The following is a 21,961-nucleotide window of genomic DNA, read 5'->3' as shown; positions in this document are numbered from 1 at the left end:
GCACGGCGCTACCGGTACGAGCAGCCGCATCGCGACCGTGCGATGCGGCTGCCGGGGAGCAGGCAAAGCCCGCTCCCACCAGATTCGCTTCGCCCCATGTCTCGCCGCCTCGCCGCTTTGAACCCCGGCGCAGGCGGCCGACTCGTCCCGCCCCCCGTCGCGGATTCCGCGTCGGGTCCGGGAACATTTCCCGCTGAAGATCAGCGCAACCCTGAGGAAACAACAAAGATGAACAAGACCTATGCATTGGTATGGAACGGCGCCCAGCGATGCTGGACCGCGGTCGGGGAAACCGCGCGCCGCCGCGGCAAGGCGAGCGGCGGCAAGCGCGCTGCCGTCACCGCCGTCTCGCTGCTCGGCTTCGCCGCGCTGCCCGCGTTCGCACTGCCCACCGGCGAGGCGATCACGTCCGGCAAGGCCGACATCCTGCGCACCGACGACGGCCGCACGATGAACATCAATCAGCAAACCGACAAGCTCGTCACGAACTGGCAGGACTTCAGCGTCGGCGGCGGCGAACGCGTCAACTTCCACCAGCCCACCGCGCAATCGATCGCGCTCAACCGCGTGATCGGCGGCAACGGCAGCCAGATCGACGGCCAGATCAGCGCCAACGGCCGCGTGTTCCTCGTGAACCCGAACGGCGTGCTGTTCGGCTCGGGTGCACAGGTCAACGTCGGCGGCCTCGTCGCTTCCACGCAGAACCTGTCGGATGCCGATTTCCTCGCCGGCAACTACCGCTTCTCCGGTTCCTCGACGCAAGCCGTCACCAACGACGGCACGATCACCGCGGCCGACGGCGGCAGCGTCGCGCTGCTCGGCGCGCGCGTCGCCAACAACGGCACGATCCAGGCGAAACTCGGCAGCGTCGCGCTCGGCGCCGGCAACGCGTTCACGGTGAACTTCGACGGCAGCGGCCTGCTGAACCTGCAGGTCGACGGCGGCGCGGTCGATGCGCAGGCGTCCAACGGCGGCCTGCTGAAGGCCGACGGCGGCGCGGTGCTGATGACCGCCCGTGCGGCCGACAACCTGCTCGGCGCCGTGATCAACAACACCGGCACGATCGAGGCGCGCGGCCTCAGCACGCGCGGCGGCAAGATCACGCTCGACGGCGGCACCGTGAACGTCGGCGGCAAGCTCGACGCGAGCACGGCCGACGCCGGCGCAGCGGCCGGCTCGATCACGACGCGCGGCGAACGCGTGAACGTCGCGAACGACACGCAGGTCGATACGCGTGCAGGCGACACGGCCGGCACGTGGGCGATCGAAGCCGCCAACGCGGGCGTGAACGGGGCGAATGTCAACGGTCAGGCAATCGACGCGGACACGCTGTCGCGCAACCTCGGCACGACCAGCGTCGCGCTGACCAACACCCGCAACGATCTGACAGTGAGCGGCCCGGTCGCGTGGACGAGCGACAACGCACTGACGCTCACGTCGCAGAAGGGCAACGTCGACCTGAATCAAACGCTGTCGGCCACCGGCGCGAATGCGAGCCTGCTCGTCAACGCCGCGAACCGGATTCGCGTGAACGACGCGGTAAAGCTCACCGGCCACAACGCACATCTCGAGCTGAATTCGACCAACGGCCACACGCTGGCGAACGACACCGGCGTCGTCACGCTGTCGGGCGACAACGCGTCGTACAGCTCGAACGGCGAAGGCTACAAGGTACTGCACACGCTTGCCGACCTGCGCAACGTCGACGCGGACCTGAACGGCCGCTACGTGCTCGGCAACGGCATCGACGGCGCGAACGCCGGCTTCAACAGCATCGGCGGCGGCACGACGTTCGCCGGCACGTTCGACGGCCTCGGCAACACCGTCCGCCGCCTGACCATCAGCAATCCCGGCAACGACCGGGCCGGCCTGTTCGCGGCGAACAAGGGATCGATCGGCAACCTGACGCTCGATTCGCTCACCGTCAGCAGCACGTCGACGTCCCCCAACGCATTCATGGGCGGGCTGGTCGGCATCAACTACGGCGGCCGGATCCACGACGTCGCGGCCACGAACATGAGCGTCGTCCACAACGGCAAGGGCATCGGCATACTCGGCGGGATCGTCGGCAAGAATAACGACGGCACGATCGACAACGCCCGCTTCAGCGGGCGACTCGACGGCACCCGCGACACGTTCAGCATCGGCGGGATCACCGGCAGAAACGAAGGCGCACGCGCGACGATCAGGAACAGCCGCGCCGATGCCGACATCAAGATTGCCCGGTCCTACCGCCTCCCCACGTATGCGCAGAGCGCGGGCACGCTGGCCGGCCTGAACACCGGCACCATCGAGAATTCGTCCGGTAGCGGCCGCATCGCGGCCGGCGAAGGCATGCACGTCGGCGGGCTCGTCGGCCTGAACGACCGCGGCACGCTGCGCAAGGTGTCGGCGAACGTGGCCGTCTCGACGGGCAAGGACAGCCATGTGGGCGGGCTCGTCGGCAAGGCCCTCGGCGGCACGATCGAGAACGCCTCCGCCAACGGCACGGTCAACACGATGCATGCCGCGACAACCGGCGGCCTCGTCGGCCTGAACGAACGCGGCCGGATCGCCAACGCATCGTCCGACGTCAAGATCGATGCATTCGGCGGCGGCCCGGTGGGCGGCCTGGTCGGCCGCAACGACCGCGGCGCTATCGAGAACGCAAGCGCAACTGGCGACGTGCAAGCCTACGTGGCGGCGCCCGTGGGCGGGCTGGTCGGCAACAATACGGGCACGATCGAGAATGCGTCCGCCAGCGGCAACGTGATCGCCGGCACCCGCTCGGACGTGGGCGGGCTCGTCGGAACCAACACAGGCACGATCACGCGCGCATCGGCCAGCGGCAGCGTCACGGCCGGCAGGGAATCGAACGCGGGCGGGCTCGTCGGCCTGAACGACTTCAACGGCGTGATCCGTCAGTCGTCGTCGTCCGGCAGCGTCACCGCGGACCTTTCGTGGGTCGGCGGCTTGGTCGGCGCCAACGTCAACCTGATCGAAAACAGCCAGTCGACGGGTTCGATCGACGGCGTGAATTCGGATCTCGGTGGCCTGGTGGCGCTGAACATGGGCACCATCCGGTCGTCGGAGTCGAGCACCCGGATCGGCAGCCGTCCGTTGCCGGAACCGCTCCTCCGCGGCAGCCTGGTCGCGCTGAACTTCGGGAGCATCGAGTCGAGCACGGTGTCGGGTCCGTCGGCGGGCATGCAGATCGTCGGCGAAAACTGGGGTACGGTTGACGGCAAGACCGGCTGGTAATCGAGCAGTAATCGGTTGACCCCATCGGGCGGCGAGGTGGCCGGCAGGCCATCCTTGCCGCCCGTGTGCGTTTGGAGGTGGAAGGGTTCACCCCGTCTTCGTGCGTTTCATGGCATGCGAATCGATTGGTATTTCGGGATGTTCCGGAAGGGTCGAGGCTCCTCCGGCGGAACGATGCCTGCCCGGCACGGATGCACCGTGCCTCTGCCGAACCCGGCAAACCCGGAGCATCGTCAGTCGTGCAATCCCGTCACGGTACGAATGAAACGGGCGAATACGCGGCGATACCGCCATGGGGGCGCTACGCAGCCCGTGATCACCGCTTCGGAATAGGCATCCATCCGGCCGCAGTGGTGCGAGAGCTTGCCGGGATGGCACGTATCGTCTGGCATCGGGAAACGCGACGAAGCGCTGCGTCGCGAAACGCCAGCCGATATTGCGCGCTACGCCCGGATCACCGTGGCTGCTGCGCCCTTTACGCGTCCTCCGACCTGTACACCACTTCTTCGACCGCCGCAAACCCTCCCTTCTTCGCCAGCCGCCCTCAGCTCGTTGCGAATCGTTCGCGTCGACGACCCGACATTGCGCGTCTTTCTAAAGACAAGTCCGACTCTGTCAATCGCCCATTCGGACATGAATCCGGCTGATTCGTACACGTACTAATCCATTTCCACGGCAATTAGTAGGCGTTCTATTTAAATCAGGCCTCTGCTTCCCGAAAATTGACCCTGTCGAGTCGGCCGAAACGTTTCGCAAGCATTCGTCCTTCATCGCGCGAGGCTCGGATCGCACCGTTGCAGCGCATCCGGTCGACCGGCACCCCAGGCAGCGTCTCCTTCCCCGGTGGCATTTCCCATGCAGTGGAAACAGCGGCCGCGCTCCGCTACGGCCGAGCGTGCGGTTTCGCGTCGCGATCGGAACGACGGGCGTCCCTTTAAATCAGAACGGCAGCAGAAGGGTATATGGATATGTCATTCGAACCACGGCACGCGCACGCAGCGCGTACCGCAGGCGGCCTGATCGCGCGCATTGCTGACGTCGCCCTGATCTCGTCCGGCGCGCTGGCCGCCGCGCTCGTGTTGCCTGGCACGGACGTCGATCGGTCGTCCGAACTGGCCGCCGTCGCCTGCGCGGCAACCTTTGCGCTGATGCTGTTTCCCGCATTCCGCCTCTATCACGCGCCGGCCCATACCCCCAAGCACCGCACCGCGCTGCTGACCGCATTCGCGTGGCTGGCCGCGCAGGCCGGCGCGGCGCTCGTGATGCGGGTGCTCGCGCCGACCCTGGCCATTGCGCTGCCCTGGTACCTGCTCTGGACGGCGATGAGCGGCATCGCACTTGTCGCATCGCGCGTCGTCGCCGGCACGACGCTCGAACGGATCGGCCGCCCGCAGGAAAGCGAGCGCCTCGTCGCGATCGTCGGCACCGGCGCCCATCGCGACGCCGTCCTCGACCGCATCGCCGGTGCGCCGTCGGCCGGATTTCGTGCAGCCGCGATGTTCGACATCGCCAGCGCCAACCCGACGAGCCCCGACGGCATGCCGCGCTTTTGCGATCTCGATACGTTCGCCCGGCATGTCCGCACGCACGCGATTCCCGAAGTCTGGCTCGCGCTGCCGATCGGCGAGGCGCGCATCGTGATGGCCGTGCTCGACGCGTTCCGCGACGATCTCGTCAACATCCGCTTCATGCCCGACGTCAGCAAGCTCGCGATGTTCGACGGCGAGATGATCGACCTTGTCGGCGCACCGGCGATCAACCTGGTCGCGTCGCCGCTGTCGTCGCGCGCGCTGCTGCACAAGGCGATCTTCGATCGCGTGTTCGCGGCCACCGTCCTCGTCGGCCTGGCGCCGCTGCTGCTCGCGATCGCGGCGGCGGTCCGGCTGTCGTCGAGCGGCCCCGTGCTGTTCCGCCAGCAGCGCAAGGGCGCGGACGGCCAGGCGTTCACGATCTTCAAGTTCCGCACGATGCGGCTGCACGACGCGGGCAGCGAAGTGCACCAGGCGACGCGCGACGATCCGCGCATCACACGGGTCGGCGCGTTCCTGCGTCGCACGAGCCTCGACGAGCTGCCGCAGTTCCTCAACGTGCTGCGCGGCGAGATGTCGGTCGTCGGCCCGCGCCCGCACGCGCTCGAACACGACGACCTCTACCGGAAGATCGTCGACGGCTACATCCACCGCTACCGCGTCAAGCCCGGCATCACCGGATGGGCGCAGATCAACGGCCTGCGCGGCGAAACCGACCGCGTCGAAAAAATGCAGCGCCGCGTCGAAGCCGATCTTCATTACCTGCGCAACTGGTCGTTCGCCCTCGACATGCGCATCGTCCTGGCCACCGCCCTGCGCGGCTGGGCCCACCGCAACGCGTACTGATACGCACGCGGCACCGCCACCGCGCGTCGCCGCATCACGATAAGGATGACTGATGAAATCCGCCATGATCGAGCGGGCCGGAACCGCACGTCCCTACCGCGTGCGCACGCTGCTCGCCGCAGCGGTCAGCGTCGCGCTGTCGGCCTGCGCATTCGCGCCCGGCATGCAGATGAGCGCACCGCCCGCCACCACCGACGGCCAGTTTGCCGGACACGCGAACGCCAGCGCGAGTGCCATGCCGTTCCGGATCACGACGATCGACGCCAGCCTGATCCGCCAGCTCGACACGCAGGCCGCGCAGCAGCCGAACCTGCCGTCCGGCCCGCTGGCAGCCACGCCCGGCGCGTACCGCCTCGGCCCCGGCGACGTGCTGCAGATCACCGTCTGGGATCACCCCGAACTCGCTGCCGCGCAAGGCGCCGCGCAGCAGAACGCACCGCGCACGGCCGACCCGGTTGCCGGCTTCGTCGTCGATCCGCACGGCAACCTGGCGTTCCCGTTTGCCGGCAGCGTGCCGGTCGCGGGTCTGACGGCCGACGCCGCGCAGGCGCGCCTCGCCGCCGCGCTGTCGCGTGTCTATCGCAATCCGCAAGTGACGCTGCGCGTCGCGTCGTTCCGCTCGCAGCAGGTCTATATCGACGGCGAAGTCCGCACGCCGGGCGCACAGCCCGTCAACGACGTGCCGATGACGCTCTACGAAGCGCTCGGCCGCGCGGGCGGGCTCGGCACGGCCGCCGACCAGAGCCGCATGACGCTCGTGCGCGACGGCGTGTCCTATCCGCTCGACCTGACGCGCATGCTGCGCGACGGCCGCAATCCGGCCGACGTCGTACTGTCGGCCGGCGACCTGCTGCACGTACCAGCGCGCAGCGATTACGGCGTGTACGTGATGGGCGAAGTGAACAAGCCATCGCTCGCCGTGCCGCTGCGCGACGGCCGGCTGACGCTGTCCGACGCGCTGTCGCAGGCGGGCAGCGTGAACGCCAATACCGCCGACGCCGCGCAGATGTTCGTGATCCGCGGCTCGCAGACGGGCGACCCGCAGGTGTTCCACCTCGACGCGCGCTCGCCGGTGTCGATGGTGCTCGCGAACGAGTTCGCGCTGCAGCCGAAGGACATCGTCTACGTCGACGGCAACGGCCTGGTGCGCTTCAGCCGCGTGCTGAGCCTGCTGCTGCCCGGCGTCAACACCAGCGCCACCGCGGCGCTCGCCGTCAAATGAGCGCCATCGCCACGCTGCTCGTCGTGTGCGTCGGCAACGTCTGCCGCAGCCCGATGGCGCAGGCGCTGCTCCGCGCGCGCCTGCCCGGCGTCGACGTGCGGTCGGCCGGCATCGGCGCGCTCGACGGCCAGCCGGCCGACCCGCACGCCATCGACCTGATGCGCGAGCGCGGCCTCGACCTCGCCGCGCACCGCGCGCGCCAGGTGTCGTCGCGGCACGTCACGCGCGCCGACCTGATCCTGACGATGGACCTCGAGCAGAAGCGCTGGCTCGAGCGCCGCCACCCGTTCCTGTGCGGCCGCGTGTTCCGCCTCGGCGCCGCCGCGCATGGCTTCGACATCCCCGACCCCTATCTCGGCCCGCGCGCGTCGTTCGAACACAGCCTGCAGCTCATCGAGCGCGGTGTCGACGCGTGGTGCGCGCGCATCGCGCCGGCCGCTTCCTCCCCCACCCCGCTTTCCGGACCGAATCGATGACCTCACCCGTTTCCCGCGAACGATCGCACGATCGCGGCGCCGAACTCGACCTCGCCGGCGTCGTCGACGTGCTCGCCGCCCAGCGCTGGCTGATCGCGCTCGCTACCGCCGCCTGCGTCGGCGCCGGCACGCTGTACGCGTTCCTCGCCCCGCCGCAATACCAGGCTGACATCCTGCTCCAGGTCGAGGACAGCGGCGACACGTCCGCTGCAAAGAGCATGCTCGGCGACGTGTCGTCGCTGTTCGACATCAAGTCGAGCGCCGCGGCCGAAGCGCAGATTCTCGCGTCGCGGCTCGTCGTCACGCGCGCCGTCGACGAGCTGCGCAGCTACATCGTCGCGCAGCCGAAGCGTTTTCCGCTGGTCGGCGATTTCGTGTCGCGCTTCAACACCGGTCTCGCGCACCCCGGCCTCCTCGGTTTCGGCGGCTATGCATGGGGCGAGGAAGCGATCGTGGCCGCCCGCTTCGACGTCCCCCGGGCACTCGAAGGCGAGCGCTTCGAACTGACGCGGCTCGACGGCCAGCGCTACCGGCTGACCGGATCCGCGCTGCCGTCGGCCGTCACCGGCCACATCGGGCGCCTGGAAATGTTCCCGACCGCGAGCGGCCCGATCGCACTCGATATCGCGCACATCGACGCGAATCCGTCCACCCGCTTCACGCTCGTGCGCGAATCGCGCGCCGAGACGATCGACGCGCTACGGCGCGGCCTCGACGTGCAGGAGAAGATCAAGCAATCGGGCGTGATCGTCGCGACGCTGCGCGGCCCCGACCCGCAACGGATCCAGTCGCAGCTTCAGGCGGTCGCGAACCACTACGTGCGCCAGCACATCGAGCGCAAGTCCGCCGACGCGGCGCAATCGCTCGCGTTCCTCAACGCGCAGCTGCCGGTGCTCAAGCGCCAGCTGCAGGAAGCGGAACAGCGCTACACCGACATGCGCAACGCGAACGGCACGATCGACCTGACCGAGGAAGCGAAGCTGATCCTGCAGCAGACGGCCGACGCGACCACGCGCCGCCTCGAACTGCAGCAAAAGCGCGACGAAATGGCCACGCGCTTCGCGCCGGGTCACCCCGACATGGCCGCGCTCGACGCGCAGATCGCCACGCTCGGCCGCGAGCAACGCGGCTTCGAGCATCAGGTGCGACGGCTGCCCGACCTGCAGCAGGACGCCGTACGGCTGATGCTCGACGTGAAGGTCGACACCGATCTCTATACGGCGCTGCTCGCGAACACGCAGCAGCTCGAACTGGTCAAGGCCGGCAAGACCGGCAGCGTGCGGCTCGTCGATACGGCAATCGTGCCCGAGGATCCCGTGCGCCCGAAGCGGCCCGTCGTGATCGCGGCAGCCGCGCTGATCGGGCTCGCGCTCGGCATCGCGCTCGCCTTCGCGCGCGACTTCCTGTTCGGCGGCGTCCGCCACGCGGACGAGATCGAGCGGCATCTCGACATCGACGTCTACGCGACGATTCCGGACTCGGCGGCCCAGCGGCAAATGGCACGTCGCATCGCGCAGCACGCACCGGGGCCGAACCTGCTGAGCGTACGGCACCCGCACGATCCGGCCGTGGAAAGCCTGCGGAGCCTGCGCACGGCGCTGCGCTTCGCGATGCAGGGCGCGCGCAACAACGTGCTGTTGCTGACCGGCCCCGCGCCGGGCGCGGGCAAGTCGTTCGTCGCGGCCAACTTCGCGGCGCTGCTCGCGGCCAACGGCGAGCGCGTGCTGCTCGTCGACGGTGACTTGCGCAAGGGGCATCTGCACGAATCGCTCGGCGTCCCGCGCGAGCGCGGCTTCGCCGAGCTGCTGTCGGGCACGGCCGCGCCGGTCGACGTGATCCACCGCGACGTGGTGCCGCGCCTCGATTTCATCCCGACGGGCGCCGTGCCCGCGCATCCTTCCGAACTGCTTGCCGACGAACCCGTCGCCGCGCTGCTCGACGCGCTGTCCGCCGGCTACGACACCGTCGTGATCGATGCGGCGCCGATTCTCGCGGTGACCGACGCGGTCACGCTCGGCCATCACGCCGGCACCGTGCTGCTTACGGCGCGTGCCGCGACGACACGCGTTGCCGAGCTGGACGAAGCGATGCGGCGCCTCGCGCACAACGGTGTCGCCACGAGCGGCGTGCTGCTCAACGGCGTCGATCCGCACGTCGGCCGATACGGTTCGCGCTACGGCGCCTATCGCTATACGCAGTACCGTTACGCGCCGTCGCGTTGCGGACTGGCATCGTCGATCGGCCGAAGGCTGCGCGCGCTCGTGTCCCGCCGCCGGGGAGCGCCGCGATGAGCGATTCCCGTCACCTCGAACGCGTCGCGATACGCGATGCCGCGCCGGCGGGCACGTCCGCCACGACCGAAATGCGCGCCGGCCACGCGCCGGCCCGTGCGGGACGCCTGCGGATCGCGCTCATCGTCGAAGCCGCGGGCGGCGGCGTGGCCGTCCATCTCGCCGACCTGATCGACGGACTGAGCGCAACCAACGGCATCGAACTGCACCTGATCGTGCCGCACGGCCCACGTTTCGATGCAACGATCCTCGATGCGCGCGTGCTGTCCCGCTGCGCGAGCGTGCAGGCGGTGCCGATGCGGCGCGCGGTTGGCTGGCGCGACGCGCTCGCGGTCGCCCATGTCTATCGCCACCTGCTGCGCATCCGCCCCGACATCGTGCACAGCCACAGCTCGAAAGCCGGTGCGATTGCACGCCTGTGCGTCGGGCCGTGGCGGCAGGTATACACACCGCATGCGGTCTATACGCTGAACCCGACGCTGGGCAACCGCCAGCGCCGTTTCTACGGAACCATCGAGCATCTGCTCGGCCGCCTGTGCACGCACCGGATCGTCGCCGTGTCGTACGACGAGGCCCGACATCTGAACGAAGCGCTCGGCATTCCGGCCGCGCGGATCAAGACGATCGTCAATGGCGTCCGATCGCCCGCGCTGATACCGCGCGAAGCGGCAAGGCGCGCGCTCGGCATCGCACGCGATGCATGCGTCGTCGGTTTCGTCGGGCGCTTCGATCATCAGAAGGGCGTCGACCGTCTCGTGCGGATCGCGCGCGGCGTGTATCGCCAATGCGGCCGCACCGTGCAGATCGTCGCGATCGGTTCCGGCGACTTCATCACGGCGGCCGGCAACGAGGCCGACGATCTTCCGCCGAATCTTCACGTCGTCGGCCGCGTGAACCATGCGAGCCGCTATTTCTCCGCGTTCGACCTGTTCGCGTTGCCGAGCCGCTACGAAGGCTTTCCCTACGTGTGCCTCGAAGCGATGGCGGCCTGCGTGCCGATCGTCGCCACGCAGGTGTCCGGCGCGACCGAGCTGATCGCCACGCATGACATCGGCGTCGTGGTGCCGAACGAAGACGACACGACGCGTTTCGCCCGCGCGGTCGTCGCGCTCGCGAACGATCCAGCAACACGCGACGCGATGCGTGCGAACTGCGTGGCGGCCTTCGAGCACTTCTCGGCCGAAACCATGGTCGCGCACACGCTCGACCTCTATCACACCCTTTCCGGACGAGGCCCGGCATGACTGCTCCCATTCACGTCGCGCTGCTGCATGCCTACAGCGCCCGCAATTCCGGTGACGGCCTGCTGGTCGACCTGTCTGTCGGCCTGCTCCGTGAAGCCTTCGGCGATGCCGTCCGCGTGTCGATCGTCGCGGCCGATCCGGCTTCGTTTCCGTCTTACGACGACGTATGCGGGGCGCCTGTGCTCGCCGAACGCGGCAAGAGCCGGCTCGTCGGCGCCGCCGCTGCCGCACTGCCCGTTCGAATGAACCGCAGGTTGAACGCACTGCGCGACCTGCTCGACGAAGCCGACCTGATCGTCGGTGTGGGCGGCGGCTATCTGCGCGCACGCACGGCCATCGAAGCGCTCAAGCTCGAAGCCGGCCACCTGCTGCAGATGCGGGCCGCGCTCGCTTCGGGCAAGCCCGCCGTCTATCTGCCGCAAAGCATCGGCCCGGTGCTGTCCTCGCGCGCCGTCGGCATGCATCTTCAGTCGCTGCTCGGCGCGTTCGATACGGTATTCGTGCGTGACGACCGATCCGCCGCCTTTCTCGCCGCGAATCCGAACGCGCGGCGCGCGCCCGATCTCGCGGTGCTCGACTTCGGGCATCGCAGCGAGTCCATCCTTCGGCATGCCGCGCCGACGAGCGACACCGCCCGCCACGTCGCGTTCGTGCTGCGCCGCGCGCCGGCCTGGAGCGCGAAGCGACGCGCGCGCTATGACGCGTCGATCGCGCGGCTGATCGAGCAGGTGCGCGCGACGTGCCGGGTCAGCTTTGCGGTGCAAAGCACCGGGCGTGGCAACGACGATCCCGCGTACTACCGCAGTCTCGGCATTCGGGAACCGCTGACGCCGCTCAAGACGCTCCTCGAAACCGACCGGCCGGACATCACGGTGTCGGTCCGCCTGCACGGCGCGCTCGAATCGATCCTGCATGGCGTACCCGCGTTCCACGTCAGCTACGAGCGCAAGGGCTTCGGCGCGTATGCGGACATGAAGCTCGGCGACTGGGTCGTCAACGGTGCGGATTTCGATCCGGCGCAGGTCTGCCGGACGATCCTCGCCCCCGGCGCTACCCAGGCGTTCTGGAACGCCGCGCAGGGCGGCTTTACGCGCATCCGTGCCGCACGCGCACGCGTGATCGACACGCTGCGCGCCGCCCGTCGTGCCGATTCCGGCTCCGACGTCGAAACGAATGCCGGAGCCGACGTAAAAGCGACAGCAGCCGTCGACGAGGTCACGCCATGCTGACGCGCCTGCTCCTGCGCGGCCTGGCGCTCGCCCTGAAATTCGCGCTCGCGATCATCGTCGCGCGCACGCTCGGCTTCGACGCGGTCGCCGCATACGGGCTCGCGGTCGCCGCAACCGTGATCGCATCGAAACTGCTCGGCCTCGGCTTCAGCCCCGAACTCAACCGGCGGCTCAGCGAAGCTGATCCGTCGCCAGCGTTCGGCGCAATGCACACCCTTTGCCTCGCGTACGGCGGGCTCTACCTGCTGCTCATTGCGACGCTCGCCATTGCGACGAGCAACGGCGACGCCGGCCTGCTCGCCCGCTTCGGCCTGTCGACGCGGCTCGCGTGGTGCGTGCTGCTCGTTGCGCTGTCCGAGCATGCGGCATTCGAGGCGAACGGCTGGCTGTTCTCGCTGCATCGACCGCGCGCCGGCTCGCTGCTGCTGTTCGTCCGCACGGGTGCATGGGCCGGCCTCGCGTGCGCGGGGCTGCTCGTCGGTGCGCTGCATTCGATCGAGGCCGTCCTGGCCCTGTGGTTCGCGGCCAATACGTGCGTCGTCGCGCTTTCCTGCTGGCGTATCCGCGCGGTTGCACGCCACGCGCACGGCAGCCCGCAGGCGGCTCGCGCATCGGCCGCGCGCGAGCGCGGTGTGCTGTCGGTCTGGTGGCACGGGTTGCCGTTCTACGTGGCCGGCATCGTCCTCGCGTCGCTGCAATACGCGGAGCGGTTCATCGGCGGCGGCCAGCTGGGCGCCGATGCACTCGGCCGGTACGTGTTCGCGTGGTCGATCGCCAACGCGATCCAGGCACTCGCTTTCTCGACCGTCGTCGTGACGGCCGGCCCGCGCTTCGTGCGCGTGCTGGCCGACGCGCCGCATACATTCTCCCGGCTCGCCGTGCGCGCGACCGTGGCCAGCGTGGCCGTCACCTCGATCGCGGCGGCCGCGGTCCTTGTGCTGCATCGCGACCTGCTCGCGCTCGCGCACGAGCCGGCGGCCACCGGCGAGTTCGCCCTGTTCGCGACACTGCTCGCGTCGTTCGTGCTGCGCGGCGCAGCGGACGTGCTGTGGACGGCCGCGATCGCACTGCGCACCGGCTGCGCCGTGATGGTGTCGATGATCGCGCTCGCGCTGTCGTACCTGCCGCTGGCGTGGGGCCTGATCGTTCACGCTGGCGCGATGGGCGCGGCCATCGCGCACCTGGCGGCAAGCGCCGGCATCGTCGTCACGCTGGCACTGATCGTCGCGCGCACCGGCCGGTCGCGCATGGACGCAAGCATGGAGGCTGCCCCGCATGCTGCGTAACCTGATTGCCGGTGGCCCGGCACTGAGCCGCGGCGTGACGCGCGCGGTCGGCGCGATGATCGTGTTCGTCTACTGGATCGTCTACGCGAAGGCCGGCACGTTCCTGCCCGAGTTCGTGTTCCGCGACGCGGAGAAGATCCAGAGCCAGATTGGCGGCGGGAGCACTTACGAGGGCACGTCGTTCGATGCGGTCGCGAAGTTCTATGCACTGCTCGGCCCCACGGGCACGTCGCTGTTCGTTGCCGCGATCGGTACGGCGTTCATCTGGCGGATCGTCGGCGAAGGCCGCCGCCTCGGGTCGCTGGCCGCGACCGTCGTGCTGCTGGCGCCGTGCGTGTTCTTCAATCTGTTCGTCGCGAGCAAGGACACGCTCGTCGTGCTGATCGCGCTCGTGCTGGCCGGCACCGTGCGGCGCCGCTCGAGCGCGTGGACCTTCGTGGCCGTCGTTGCGCTCTACGCCGGCTATGCGGCCGTCGTGCGCAGCTACTTCGCACTGATTCTCGCGATCGCGCTGGCCGCGTTCCTGCTCCGGCACGTGTCATGGCGCGGCAAGACGTTGCTGATCGGCGCGGCCGCGATCACGCTGTTCCTGCTGCCGCCGGACGTGTACTACCTGCTCCAGCATCCTCGCGACATGGCAGCCGACTATCTCGCCTACGGTTCGCCATTCGGCGCGCGCACGAGCTTCTACAACCCGGTCGTGCCCGATTCGTTCATCGCGTTTTGCGCGAACTATGCGTATGCGGCGCTGCGGTTGAACCTGCCGCTGCTGTTCGATGTGGGCGCAAAGGAACTCGCGATGCAGCTGTTCGTGTGGATCGCGCTGGCCGCCGTGTGGCGTCGTGCGCGGCATCGCACGCATCCGGCTCGCGACCTGCTTGCCTGCGTCGTCATCGGTCACGTTGCCGTATCGATGCTGTTCGAACCGGATCTCGGCAGCTATACGCGCCACCTGTCGAGCGTCGCGTTGCTGTGCGCGCTTCAGTTCGCGGGATTCGATTCGCGTGCCGGTCGACGCCGGCCGGAGCGCGCCGCAGCGGCGAACGGCATACGACAACCGAACGCACCTGCCGCGCCAACTCTCGCCCGCCTGCCGCACATGGACACCCCCCGCTGAACCCGACATGCAGACCTTCCCCCTCCATTCCGGCATCTTCCGGAACCTCCAATGCGCGCGCGCGTTTGCAGCGCTCGCCGTCGTCGGGTATCACATGGGCGTGCTTCCGTTCGGGCAGGCCGGCGTCGATATCTTCTTTGTCATCAGCGGCTTCATCATGTCCGTCGTTGCGCCGCGCGAGGGGCGCGACTTCCTGCGCAAGCGCCTGATCCGGATCGTGCCGCTCTACTGGCTGACCACGCTCGGCGTGTTCGCGATCGCGGTCGTGAAGCCGCAATGGCTGAATTCGACGACGGCCAGCGTCGACTATCTCGTCAAGTCGCTGCTGTTCGTGCCGTACGTGAAGGAGAACGGCCATTGGGGGCCGCTGAACCTCAATGGCTGGACGCTCGAATACGAGATGCTGTTCTACCTCGTCATCGCCGGATCGATGTGGTTCGTTCGCGCGCGTCATGCAACGACGTTCGCGGCGTTCGCGCTTGCGCTGTTCTGCGCGTACGTGGCCGCCGGCGGCCCGGCGGGCGAAGTCGTCGCTCATCTCGGCCAGCCGTTCGTGCTCGAACTCGGGCTCGGTGTGCTCGCCTGCCGCGTGCTGGAAACCGGCATCGCCGGGCGCCTTCCAGGCTTCGCCTGGCTCGCGGCTGCCGCAGCCGCGCTTGCTGCGATACCGCTCGCCGCCGACCTGTCCGGGACGCTGGCCGGTTTTGAACGTGTTTTCTGGTGGGGCGTGCCGGCCTGCGTACTGATCGTCGCCGCGGTCGCGCTCGATCTGAGGGGCTGGACAATCAGGAGCCCGACGCTCGCCCGGCTCGGCGATGCGAGCTATTCGATCTATCTGCTGCATCCGTACGTGATCGGCGCTGCGAACAAGATCGTCGACGCGCGTCTCGATACCGGCACGGGGTCGGGCACGGCGGCCGTGCTCGCGACGCTGGCCGCCGTCTGTGCATGCGGCTATGCCTGTCACGCGTGGATCGAGCGGCCGATGCTTGCTGCCATGAAGAACGGGTTGTCGTGGAAGCGCCGTGCGTCGGCGTCTTGAGCTCAATTGCGATTGACGCGAAAACCTGATGCGAATGAATGATGGGAACAAGTCACTCGTACTTGTTCCGTCGCTGCGCCGACGGTTTGATTGGCGTCAACATCGGCCGCATCGACCGCTCGGCGACGGAGAGCCGCATCGCATTCACGAACCGCTATGGCCCGAATTGCGACGCACTTGTCGCTGTCAACCAGGAAACGCCAAGCGGTAATCGCGTGCCGGTAAAAATGATTGGCATCTTGAAGAAGACGCCGATCGATCAACAAAAATAAGACAAGTAACGGCGGATAAATATGTGAGTTAGTACGTGTACTAAATACACCGTCTCACCGCCCCAATATCATCACTTCTGCAAACAACCGGCTCCTCAATCCCGGCATCGACGCAGAGGATGGCAGTTTCCATCTCGTCCACCCCGATCCGCTTCGCGACGGTAAATCCACTCGTGCGCGCTTTGAGCTATCAATGACAGGCAAAGCGATTAAGGGAGCCGGTTCCCACTCGGCACGCGGGCGAACGCAGCGACCCACGGAGCGGCTCGACACCACCATCCGTGACGCGCAACCGCTCAACACACCAAATGAACGAGGTTACGATCCCATGAACCAGAACCGAAAGAGATCCGTCGCGACCAGCGCGGGATTAGGCTTGGCCGTGTTGCTGAGTGCGCTGGCACCTGGCGACGCGTCAGCCCTCGAATGCAAAGCGCTGACCGGTGAGACGCTCCCCTTAACCCGGAAGATCGCGTCCTTTTCTACGCCATCGTTCAGTCCATCAGTGCCCGTCGGAACCGTGCTTCACAGCCAGAAAGCCGTTGCAAAGCCAGCCAGCGGTAAACCTACTGAAATCAAATGCGACAATTACTTCAGGGCCATCAAACACGCGGCCGACAAGGTCACCGGTGCATACAACACATGGCCGACCTCGATCGCCGGCATTGGTATCCGCATACGCATTGACAACGACAGTACGGATTGGTGGCCCTATACGATTTTTACAAGTCAAACAACCCTAACCTCAGGAAACTTTCCTTTCGTCATCGAGTTCGTCAAAACGGGACCGATCACCGCCGGTGGAACGATTTCGGGTGAGATCACCGGCTCCTGGCTTGACAGCGTCAAGTACGCGTCCTACGTCATGGAAGGCGACATCGTGATCAAGCCGGTGGTGCCGACATGCAAGGTCCGGCAAACGTCGCTCAGCGTGCCGCTCGGCGACATCGCGGCCAACCGCGTCATGCCTAACGTCGGCGATACGTCGGAGGCCAAGCCCTTCAAGATCGTGCTGGATTGCAGCGGCGGTGAAGTCGGCAGCATCACGAGAACGTTCATGACGCTGACCGACGTGAACGACAATGCGAACATCGGAAGCACGCTGACACTGTCGCCCGAATCGAGCGCGAAGGGTGTCGGCGTGCAGGTCCTGAACGGCTCGAAGGTCGTCTCGTACGGCCCGGACAGCAGCGAGACCGGCAACACCAACCAGTTCTCCACCGGCGCGACCAAGAACGGCGTGCTCGAGATTCCGCTGAGCGCGCGCTACGTGCGTACCGGCATGATGATCGGCGGCACCGTGAAGGCGCGTGCGTCGTTCACGATGAGCTATCAGTAAGTAAAGACAAACGGCGCGCCCTTGGCGCCCGTTTCATACGCTCGGCTGCATTCGTCGGCCGACAATCGAGCAGCATCGATCCGCGTTCCGGCATGGTGAAACGGTGGCCCCGACACGACGCCACCTCTCTCCGCCTCCCCTTCCGACTCACCGCGCATCGACGCATCGCATACACGACGCATCGCATACACGACGCGTCGCCCCGGCAATCCATCCGGTCAAATTTACATTCATTTATTTCGCAATACATATCGATATCCCAATACCGGAGGGTGACGTATCACGACTACGCCCACCCGATCGAGTCCGCGTCGCGAAAGCAAGATCTGCCCGACCGCGCGCGAATCGTCAAATCTGGCTAACAGTCTGAAAAAGACAGGCGTGTACCTCACTAATTTTCATTAATTCGTACGTGTACTAGTAGTTATTGGACCTCATTCGATCTCGTCCAATTTTCTCGAATCCCCTGAATTTCGATAATTGACACCGAAATGTAAAGCACTGCTCTCCTGCAAAACCGGCGGGCGCCGCCTCTACTTTTCACCCTGTCAATCTATCGTTTGAGATCGAGAACATGAAAATCGCAACGCGCACTAAAGTCCTTTCGACGCTTCTGGCTGTGGCGGGCCTCGGCCTGGTATCGGCCGCCCATGCATCGGACGGCACGATCACGTTCACCGGCAACATCACTGCCGCAACCTGCAAGATCGACGGCACCGACGCCGGCCAAACGTCGAACAAGTCGGTGGCGATGCCGACGGTCAGCACGGGCTCGCTGAATGCAGCGGGGGCCGTCGCGGGCCGCACCGCGTTCGGCTTCAAGCTGAGCGGCTGTGCCGTGGATACCGAAACGAGCAAGGGTAACCCGACGAAGGTCCGTGTCGCATTCGAAACCGCAACGAACGTCACCGCCGACGGCAAGCTGTCGCTCGACAAGGGCACGGCGGAAGCACCGGAAGCCAGCAACGTCGTGCTGCAGGTCCTCAACGACCAGCAAGCACCGATCAAGGTCGGCGCGAACGCGAACGACCAGAACTCGCAGGTCGTGACGATCGGCGCAGACGGCTCCGCGCAGATGAACTTCTTCGCGGAATACCTGGCGACCGGCGCCGCAACGGGCGGTTCGGCGAACTCGAAGGTCCAGTACTCGGTGGTCTACGAGTAAGCGCTTGACGAGGCCCGCCGCCCGGCGGGTCTCGTTCTTCGTTCGCCCCTCCCTAAAACGAAAAAAGGCCGCCATGAAACTCATCCAATCGCTCCAATCCATTGCGCTGATCTCTACGCTGATCGCCTCGCAAGCCTATGCGAGCGTGGTGATCTCTGGCACCCGCGTCATCTTCCCGGGCAACGAACGTGAAGTGACGATCAAGCTGTCGAACGACGGAAAAGCGCCCGCGCTCGTCCAGACCTGGATCGACACCGGCGATCAGAATGCATCTCCGGAAAACATCAACGTGCCGTTCACGCTCACGCCCTCGATGTTCCGGATGGAACCGAACAAGGGCCAAACGTTGCGGATGGTCTATACGAACGAGCCGCTGCCTGCCGACAAGGAATCGCTGTTCTGGCTCAACGTGCTCGAAATTCCGCCGAAAGCCGATGACAGCACCGATCGCAACCAGTTGCAGATCGCATTGCGCACGCGCATCAAGGTCATGTTTCGTCCGGAAGGGCTGAAGGGCGACGCGAAAGACGCACCTGCCCAGGTCCGCTGGCAGATCGCCCCCGGCAAACAGGGCGCCTACGTCCTGAAGGCCACGAATCCCACGCCGTACGTCGTCAATATCGGCAGCATCCTGCTGCACACGGGCGGGCAGAAATATGACGCCGGTGCAGGCTACGTCGTGCCCGGCGCCACCCAGGAATTTCCGGTTGCCAAGCTTAACGCGATGCCGGCTGCCGGCGCGAAAGTGCAATTCAACAGCATCAACGACTGGGGCTCGTCGACCAACAACGAACAGCCGCTGTCGGCTCAGCCGTAACACCGGTTGACTCCGCGCCCCTGATCACCGGCGAAGCGGGCACATCGTGCCCCGCTCGACAGGAGCGATCAACCCGATCGCCGATTGACCCACTTTCTTCTTCGCTCATGACGCGTGCGTTCGACATCGCGAACGTTTGCGTCGCACAAGCGTGCCTCAGCGGATACGCACACATGACCCTCAACTGGAGTGCCGGGGAATGATTTCGCCGATTGAACGTTCGAGCGCCGAGGTATCCAGCCTGCCTCGGCTCAAACCTGTCTACGCGCTGGTGCTGTCGAGTCTCGCGGCGTGGTCGGCCGAGGGCCGCGCGGATGCGCTCGAACCGCCTGCGGCCCCCATCGAGCGCATCCAGCTCGCGCAAACGGATTTCGCGCAGGCCACTTTCGACCCCGGCTTCCTGAACAACGGTAGCGGCCAGGCCGTCGACATCTCGCGCTTCTCGCGCGGCAACGTCGTGCAACCGGGCACCTACACGGTCGACCTCATCGTCGGCCAAAGCTGGAACGGCCGCTACAGCATCGCGTTCAACAGCGCGCCGGGCACACCCGACGCGCAGCCCTGCTTCGACGAGAAGCTGCTGCGCCGGATCGGTGTCGATTTCACGAAGCTGCCGGCGGAGACGGTCGCCGCAATCGCCGTCAAGGGCGAATGCCGCCGGATCGGGCAGGTGATTCCCGAAGCCAGCGTGTCGTTCGACTTCAGCGAGCAACGCCTGACGCTCAGCATTCCGCAGGCATCGCTCGTGAACCAGGCGCGCGGCTACGTGAGTCCCGATCAATGGGATGCCGGCGTGCCCGCCGGCATGGTCGACTACAACCTGAACGTCTACAGTTCGAAAGTCCGCGACAGCCGCGCCGACACGCAGGCGTACCTGGGCCTGAACGCTGGCTTCAACGTCGGCAACTGGCATTTCCGTCATCAGGGTTCGGCTACGTGGTCGCAACGCGGCGGCAGCCAGTACCAGAACCTCTCGACCTACGTGCAGCGCGATCTGCCGAGCCTGTCGTCGCAACTGGTGCTTGGCGAGACGTACACCTCCGGCGAACTGTTCGACTCGTCGCAGTTCCGCGGTGTGCGGCTGTCCAGCGACGACCGGATGCTGCCGGATTCGCTGCGCGGCTATGCGCCGGTCGTGCGCGGCGTCGCGAACTCCAACGCGAAGGTCACGATCAGCCAGAACGGCATGACGCTCTACGAGACGACCGTCTCGCCCGGTGCGTTCGAGATCCGCGATCTCTATCCGACCGGTTACGGCGGCGATCTCCAGGTGTCCGTCACCGAAGCGGACGGCACCGTGCATACGTTCTCGGTGCCTTACGCGGCCGTTCCGCTGTCGCTGCGGCCGGGCATCCATCGCTACAGCTTCGTCGCGGGCGCGTTGCGCAACCAGCAGAACTCGAGCAACCCGCTGTTCGCGCAGGCCACCTACCAGCGCGGCCTGACCAACATGCTGACGGGCTATGGCGGTGTCACGGTTGCGGCCGGGTACGCATCCGCGATGCTCGGTGCGGCCTTCAACACGCCGATCGGTGCGGTGGGCCTCGACTTCACGCAAGCGTCCACGTCGATCCCGGGTGTCAAGCGCTTCAACGGGTCGAGCTTGCGAGTCAGCTACGCGAAATCGATCGAACCGACGGGCACCAACGTCTCGATCGCGGCCTACCGCTATTCGACGAGCGGCTACTTCAATCTGAACGACGCGATGAGCACGCGCGACGCGGTGCGAATCGGGTATCCCGTCGATACGGTCTGGCGGCAGCGCAACCGCGCGTCGCTGATGCTCAGCCAACAGCTCGGCAAAAAGGCAGGGCAGCTCAGCCTGACCGCGTCGGCCGCCAACTACTGGAATCGCCCCGGCGCCGACGTCAACTATTCGGCCGGCTACAACAACTCGTTCCGCAACATCTCGTACAGCGTGTCGGCCTCGCGTCAGCGCAGCTTCAATGGCGAGAAAAGCACGCTGTACTACGTGAGCGCGACGATTCCGTTCGGCAAGGCAAGGCCGTCGACGCTCTCGAGCAACGTGTCGCACGACACGCAGGGCCGCACGCAAGTTCAGTCGATGCTCAACGGTTCGCTCGGCACCGACAACGACCTGTCGTACGGGCTCGCCGCGAACCACACGAGCGGCAATGGCGGGTCGAGCACCGAAGGTAGCGGCAACCTCACGTATCGCGCCCGCTTTGCCGAGCTCAACCTCAGCGCAGGCGGCAGCTCGAACTACCAGCAAGGCTCGATCAACATTCGCGGCGCGGCGGTTGCCCACCCGGGCGGCGTCACGCTGTCGCAGCCGCTGTCGGAAACCTTCGGCATCGTCGAAGCGAAGGGGGCCGAGGGCGCGCGCGTCGCGAATGCGTCGGGCGTACGTGTCGACGGCCGCGGCTATGCGATCGTGCCGTACCTGACACCGTACAACCTGAATACGGTCGAGCTCGACCCGAAGGGCATGTCGATGGACGTCGAGCTGAAGGAAACGAGCCAGCAGGTCGCACCGCGCGCGGGCGCCGTGCCGTTCCTCAAGTTCGAGACCGATACCGGCCGCTCCGCCGTGATTCTGGCGCGCAAGTCGGACGGCACGCCGATTCCGTTCGGTGCTGCGGTCACGGACGAAGCCGGCAAGGAACTCGGCCTCGTCGGCCAGGGCAGCAAGCTGTTCGTACGCGGCCTGAAGGACAACGGCGAACTCGTCGTCAAATGGGGCAACGATGGCCGTTCGGTCTGCAAGATCGTTTACGACCTCCCGGTCAAGGCGAGCGAGCGCAAATCGACGTCGTACCGGCAGATCACCAGCGTGTGCCGCACTGGCGCGATCTGAGTCAGCGCCTTCATGTGCAGACAACGCC

Annotated in this window: 15 protein-coding genes; all 15 read left to right on the top strand. The window is 66.7% G+C overall.

Translation table 11 applies throughout. From position 1 onward, the window contains the following. Nucleotides 1-228: 228 nt before the first annotated feature. The 15 genes from LGM56_RS29590 (at nucleotide 229) to LGM56_RS29520 (ending at nucleotide 21,933) form a co-directional block, all read left to right on the top strand. Nucleotides 229-3,240 carry a GLUG motif-containing protein gene (locus LGM56_RS29590; RefSeq protein ID WP_226207526.1) on the top strand — a complete coding sequence of 1,004 codons (3,012 nt, stop codon included), beginning with the start codon at nucleotides 229-231 and terminating at the stop codon, nucleotides 3,238-3,240. A gap of 962 nt (nucleotides 3,241-4,202) precedes the next feature. Next, nucleotides 4,203-5,615, top strand: coding sequence for an undecaprenyl-phosphate glucose phosphotransferase (locus LGM56_RS29585; protein WP_226207525.1), 1,413 nt, complete (start codon nucleotides 4,203-4,205; stop codon nucleotides 5,613-5,615). A gap of 52 nt (nucleotides 5,616-5,667) precedes the next feature. Then, nucleotides 5,668-6,837 (top strand): polysaccharide biosynthesis/export family protein, encoded by a 1,170-nt coding sequence (locus tag LGM56_RS29580; RefSeq protein ID WP_226207524.1) that lies wholly within the window; start codon nucleotides 5,668-5,670, stop codon nucleotides 6,835-6,837. Beyond that, nucleotides 6,834-7,313, top strand: a complete 480-nt coding sequence (locus tag LGM56_RS29575) for a low molecular weight protein-tyrosine-phosphatase (protein WP_226207523.1) — start codon at nucleotides 6,834-6,836, stop codon at nucleotides 7,311-7,313. The genes LGM56_RS29580 and LGM56_RS29575 overlap by 4 nt, the downstream gene beginning before the upstream one ends. Next, complete coding sequence (locus LGM56_RS29570) at nucleotides 7,310-9,604, top strand: polysaccharide biosynthesis tyrosine autokinase (RefSeq protein ID WP_226207522.1); 2,295 nt, start codon at nucleotides 7,310-7,312, stop codon at nucleotides 9,602-9,604. The genes LGM56_RS29575 and LGM56_RS29570 overlap by 4 nt, the downstream gene beginning before the upstream one ends. After that, complete coding sequence (locus LGM56_RS29565) at nucleotides 9,601-10,848, top strand: glycosyltransferase family 4 protein (protein WP_226207521.1); 1,248 nt, start codon at nucleotides 9,601-9,603, stop codon at nucleotides 10,846-10,848. Before LGM56_RS29570 ends, LGM56_RS29565 begins: the two co-directional genes overlap by 4 nt. Further along, entirely contained in the window at nucleotides 10,845-12,077 is a 1,233-nt protein-coding gene (locus tag LGM56_RS29560) for a polysaccharide pyruvyl transferase family protein (protein ID WP_226207520.1), read from the top strand. The genes LGM56_RS29565 and LGM56_RS29560 overlap by 4 nt, the downstream gene beginning before the upstream one ends. Then, complete coding sequence (locus LGM56_RS29555) at nucleotides 12,071-13,363, top strand: polysaccharide biosynthesis protein (protein ID WP_226207519.1); 1,293 nt, start codon at nucleotides 12,071-12,073, stop codon at nucleotides 13,361-13,363. The genes LGM56_RS29560 and LGM56_RS29555 overlap by 7 nt, the downstream gene beginning before the upstream one ends. Further along, the gene (locus LGM56_RS29550) at nucleotides 13,353-14,480 is read left to right on the top strand and encodes a hypothetical protein (RefSeq protein ID WP_226207518.1); all 1,128 of its coding nucleotides are present in this window, start codon (nucleotides 13,353-13,355) and stop codon (nucleotides 14,478-14,480) included. The genes LGM56_RS29555 and LGM56_RS29550 overlap by 11 nt, the downstream gene beginning before the upstream one ends. 7 nt (nucleotides 14,481-14,487) lie before the next feature. Then, nucleotides 14,488-15,522 carry an acyltransferase family protein gene (locus LGM56_RS29545; RefSeq protein WP_226207517.1) on the top strand — a complete coding sequence of 345 codons (1,035 nt, stop codon included), beginning with the start codon at nucleotides 14,488-14,490 and terminating at the stop codon, nucleotides 15,520-15,522. A 38-nt stretch (nucleotides 15,523-15,560) separates the two neighbouring features. Further along, nucleotides 15,561-15,794 carry a hypothetical protein gene (locus tag LGM56_RS29540; protein WP_226207516.1) on the top strand — a complete coding sequence of 78 codons (234 nt, stop codon included), beginning with the start codon at nucleotides 15,561-15,563 and terminating at the stop codon, nucleotides 15,792-15,794. A 328-nt stretch (nucleotides 15,795-16,122) separates the two neighbouring features. After that, nucleotides 16,123-17,133, top strand: coding sequence for a fimbrial protein (locus LGM56_RS29535; RefSeq protein WP_226207515.1), 1,011 nt, complete (start codon nucleotides 16,123-16,125; stop codon nucleotides 17,131-17,133). A gap of 574 nt (nucleotides 17,134-17,707) precedes the next feature. Continuing rightward, on the top strand, nucleotides 17,708-18,298 hold the full coding sequence (locus LGM56_RS29530; RefSeq protein WP_226207514.1) for a fimbrial protein: 591 nt from the start codon (nucleotides 17,708-17,710) through the stop codon (nucleotides 18,296-18,298). Nucleotides 18,299-18,371: 73 nt separating this feature from the next. Beyond that, nucleotides 18,372-19,115: a molecular chaperone gene (locus tag LGM56_RS29525; protein WP_089497898.1), complete on the top strand. Its 744-nt coding sequence runs from the start codon at nucleotides 18,372-18,374 to the stop codon at nucleotides 19,113-19,115. Between the two features lie 199 nt (nucleotides 19,116-19,314). Further along, on the top strand, nucleotides 19,315-21,933 hold the full coding sequence (locus tag LGM56_RS29520) for a fimbria/pilus outer membrane usher protein (RefSeq protein WP_226207513.1): 2,619 nt from the start codon (nucleotides 19,315-19,317) through the stop codon (nucleotides 21,931-21,933). The last annotated feature ends 28 nt before the right edge of the window (nucleotides 21,934-21,961 follow it).

It is taken from the genome of Burkholderia sp. AU38729 (assembly GCF_020419725.1).
Classification (GTDB): domain Bacteria; phylum Pseudomonadota; class Gammaproteobacteria; order Burkholderiales; family Burkholderiaceae; genus Burkholderia.
Note: the sequence above shows the minus strand (reverse complement) of the source record. Positions and strands in the feature narration are given on the sequence as shown.